The following is a 4,236-nucleotide window of genomic DNA, read 5'->3' on the forward strand; positions in this document are numbered from 1 at the left end:
CCATCCGGTCTCAACCGGGACGGCCCCGCCCCCCTCTATTCACGGCTGACGGTGCCGGCCGGTCGCCACAGCTTCGTCGCGCGGCTCAACGACTCCCCCGCCTCGGGCTTCGCTCACAGTGCCGAGGCCACCATCGACCTCAAACCCGGCGACGCGGTGGTGATCGACTTTCAGCCGTCGAAAGGCGGGTTCATCTTCAGTACCTGAGACGCGATCGTCATGAAAGGGACGCTGGCCGCGCCTCATCCGCTCGCCGCACGCGGTCTGGATGCGATCGAGTCGCTATTCGACCGCTGCTTCGGCCCGCGCCTCAACCCCTGGCGCCACTTGGGGGCCCTCGGCTACTTCCTGTTCTGGATCATCGCCGCGAGCGGCATCTACGTCTATGCGCTGTTCGATACGAGCGTGACCGGTGCCTACCGCTCGGTCGAACACATGACCCGCGACCAGTGGTACGCGGCCGGACTGATGCGCAGCCTCCACCGCTACGCTTCGGATGCCTTCGTCGTCGTCATGCTGCTGCACCTCGCGAAGGAGTGGATCCGTGGCCACGCGCACGGGTTCCGGTGGTTTTCCTGGGTGACGGGCGTCCTGCTCGTCTGGCTCGCCTACGCTTCCGGCATCGGGGGCTACTGGTTGGTGTGGGACGAGCTCGCGCAGTTCTCCCTGATCGCGACGACGGAGTGGCTCGACTGGCTGCCGCTCTTCGGGGATCCACTCACGCGCAACTTCCTCACGCCCGCGAGCGTTGGCGACCGTTTCTTCTCGCTTTTGATCTTCCTCCACATCGGGATCCCGCTCCTGCTTCTGCTCGGCATGTGGATCCACGTCCAGCGCATCAGCCGAGCCGCGACCAATCCGCCGCGGCTGCTCGCGTGGAGCACGCTCGCCACGCTCGTCGTGCTCTCGCTCGCGTATCCGGCGACGAGCCACGCGCCGGCGGATCTCGCCCGCGTACCGGCGGCGCTCGATCTCGACTGGTTTTACCTCTTCGCCCACCCGCTGCAATACGCGACTTCGGCCGGCACCCTCTGGGCGCTCGCGGGGGGCGCGACGCTCCTCCTGCTGCTGCTGCCCTGGGTGCCGAAGCGGGCGCGCATGCCGATCGCCGCGGTGGATCTCGCGAACTGCAACGGCTGCGGCCGCTGTTTCGACGACTGCCCGTACGCGGCGGTGATCATGGAACCCCGTCCGGGCGGACGCCCGCAGCAGAAGATGCCGGTCGTGCTGGCGGACCTCTGCGCGGGCTGTGGCATTTGCGCCGGCGCCTGCCCGTCGTCGACACCGTTTCGCACCGTCGCGGATCTCACGACCGGCATCGACCTGCCGCAGTTGCGAATCGCTCGGCTGCGCGCCGAACTGGAGCAGCGTCTCGTCGCGCTCACCGGGCACACCAAGGTGATGGTCTTCGGCTGCGACCACGCCCTCGACGTGCGCACCCTCGCGGCGCCGGACACCGGGGTGTTGAGCCTCGTCTGCACGGCGCAACTGCCGCCTTCGTTCATCGAGTACGCCGTCCGCGGCGGTGCCGATGGCGTGCTCATCACCGGCTGCCAGTCCGGGAGCTGCGAGTATCGTCTCGGCAATCGCTGGGTCGAGGCGCGGCTCGCCGGCGAGCGCGAGCCGCATCTGCGCATGAACGTGCCGCGCGAGCGCGTGCGGATCGTGTGGGCCAACCCAGTCGACCGGGAAGCGCTGGTGCAGGCGCTCGCGGGCTTACGCGCGTCGCTTGATCGTCTCGACGCAGGGCAGCGGCCGCGTGCGCTCACCCGCATCGCCCATGGCTGAGCCGCGCAACTGGATCGGCAGCGCCGGCGTGTTCGCCGTGTTCGCGCTCGGCATCGGCTATCTCTCGGCGTCGCCGCGCTACCAGCACCTGCCGCCGGAGCAGGCGATGATTCGCTTGAGCGTGAGCCAGCCGGGGCTGCCGCTCGGCGAATGCCGGCGCCTCTCGGAGGCCGAGCTCGCGGCACGCGCGCCGAACATGCGCAAGCCCGAGGAGTGTCCGCGCGAGCGCGCCCCGCTCTCGATCCGCCTCGTGGTGGACGGGGCAGTGATCTACCAGGACACGATTCGGTCGTCGGGATGGCGGCGCGACGGCTCGTCGGCCGTATATCTGCGCTTGCCGGTAATCGCCGGCACACACCGCATCGAGGCAGCCGTGAACGACGATGCAACGGTTGCGGGTTTTGCCTTCATGCGCGAGGCGGAGGTAACCCTCGAACCGGGTCAGCTGCTGACGATCGACTTCGACCGCAGTCGTGGCGGGGTACTCTTCCTGTGAAGACCGCTGCGACCGCCGCGCGCCCGTGGACTTCCGCTGCAGTCCCCGCGGCGACGTACCGCTACGCCCTTTCGATTCCGCAGGGTGCGCGGCGCAAGCTGGCGGTAGGGTGGCTCACCCTCGGGCTCGTGTCGCTCATCGCCTCGGGGGTTTTCTCCGTTCTGCTCGTGCTCTCCCGCGCGCCATACGTAAAGGACGTCTTCCCGCTCGTGGATTTCTTCCACGTCGCGCTGGTGGTGCACGTGGACCTGTCGGTTCTGGTGTGGTTTCTCGCGTTCGCCGGCGTTTTCTGGAGCCTGAACAGCACGCCGCGCTTCATCGGGGCGGGCTGGGCGGCGCTCACACTCGCGGTGACGGGCGCCACGCTGATGTCGCTCGCGCCCTTCGTCGGCCGCGGTAATCCCGTGATGAGCAACTACGTCCCGGTGCTCGAGGATCCGTTCTTCCTCTGGGGCCTCGGCATCTTCGCCGCGGGGTTCGTGGTGCTTGTCGTGCGCAGCATGGCGGCGGTCCCGCTCGTGGGCATGAACCTGAGCGGACAAGGCGCGCTGCGCTTCGGGCTCAACAGCGCGCTCGTCTCCGCCGCGGTCGCCATCTTCGCCTTCGCGTGGTCGTGGTGGGCGATGCCCGCGGGCGTCGAATCGCGCACCTACTACGAGATCCTCTTCTGGGGCGGCGGTCACGTCATTCAGTTCACCTACACGCTGCTCATGTTCGTCGCCTGGCTGTGGCTCGCGACCGCGCTCGATTTCAGGCTGCCGCTCTCGCCGCGGGTGAGCGTGCTGCTCTTCGGGATCGGTCTGGCGTCCGTGTTTCTCACGCCCGTGGTCTACCTCGGTCACGACGTGGGGTCGGTGCAGCACCACAACTTCCTTACCTGGATCATGCGCATCGGCGGCGGGCTGGCCATCGCGCCCTTTGCGCTCGCCCTGGTCATCGGCATGGCGCGCAGCGGTGCGCAGGCGCAGCGCGAGCAGGCGCTCTTTGGGTCGCTGATCGCATCGCTCGCCGTCTTTGGCGTCGGCGGCATCATCGGCTTCATGATCCACGGCAGCAACGTGAAGATCCCGGCCCACTACCACGGATGCATCGTCGGCGTCACTCTGGCCTTCATGGGGCTCACGTACCACCTGCTGCCGCAGCTCGGATTCGCGAAACCTGTCGGCCGGCTCGCAGCGTGGCAGCCGTACGTCTACGGCGGCGGACAGCTCCTGCATATCCTCGGGCTGGTGTGGTCCGGCGGCTACGGGGTGCAGCGCAAGGTCGCGGGCGGCGCACAGGCTCTGCGCTCCACCGAAGAGATCGTCGCCATGGGGATCATGGGCTTCGGCGGTCTCGTCGCAGCCGTCGGCGGGCTGATCTTCCTCATCGTGGTGGTGCGCGCCATCTTCGCCGCGCACCGCGGAGGGTCGACGTGACGCCGACGTGTCGGCTCCTGCTCGCGCTCATCGGGATCGTGCTGCTCGGCGCGTGCAGCCGCGAACCGTTCATGAACACGGACGTGAGCGGCGCGGCCTACGGCAGGGACTTCCGGCTCGCCGACCACAACGGGACCACGCGCACGCTCGCCGACTTCAAGGGCAAGGTGGTGCTGCTCTTCTTCGGCTATACGCACTGCCCGGACGTGTGCCCGACCACGCTCGCGGAAGCCGCGGCGGCGATGCGTGAGCTCGGGCCGCAGGCGGATCGCGTGCAAGTGCTGTTCGTCACCGTCGATCCGCTGCGCGATACGCCGGCGCTCCTCGCCCGCTACGTACCCTCGTTCCATCCGACATTTCTCGGACTGCACGGCGACGAGCAGCAGATCGCGGAGACCGCGCGCGACTTCAAGGTGTTCTCGCAGAAGACGCCCGGCGCGTCGGCGGAGAACTACCTCATCGATCACTCGGCCGGGACCTTCATCTTCGATCCGGAGGGCCGGTTGCGGCTCTACCATGGCTACGGTAAGGGCG

The 4,236-nt window shown here is 68.3% G+C and carries 4 protein-coding genes; all 4 read left to right on the plus strand.

All coding sequences use genetic code 11. The features are described from left to right. The first annotated feature begins 51 nt into the window (after positions 1 to 51). Positions 52 to 207 (plus strand): hypothetical protein, encoded by a 156-nt coding sequence (locus tag JNK68_05510; GenBank protein MBL8539812.1) that lies wholly within the window; start codon positions 52 to 54, stop codon positions 205 to 207. A 12-nt stretch (positions 208 to 219) separates the two neighbouring features. Further along, positions 220 to 1,788: a hydrogenase iron-sulfur subunit gene (locus tag JNK68_05515; protein ID MBL8539813.1), complete on the plus strand. Its 1,569-nt coding sequence runs from the start codon at positions 220 to 222 to the stop codon at positions 1,786 to 1,788. A gap of 297 nt (positions 1,789 to 2,085) precedes the next feature. Continuing rightward, entirely contained in the window at positions 2,086 to 3,702 is a 1,617-nt protein-coding gene (locus JNK68_05520; GenBank protein ID MBL8539814.1) for a cbb3-type cytochrome c oxidase subunit I, read from the plus strand. Between the two features lie 71 nt (positions 3,703 to 3,773). Next, on the plus strand, positions 3,774 to 4,236 hold a 463-nt coding region (locus JNK68_05525), incomplete at its 3' end, for an SCO family protein (protein MBL8539815.1).

The sequence above is a fragment of the Betaproteobacteria bacterium genome (assembly GCA_016791345.1).
GTDB lineage: Bacteria > Pseudomonadota > Gammaproteobacteria > Burkholderiales > JAEUMW01 > JAEUMW01.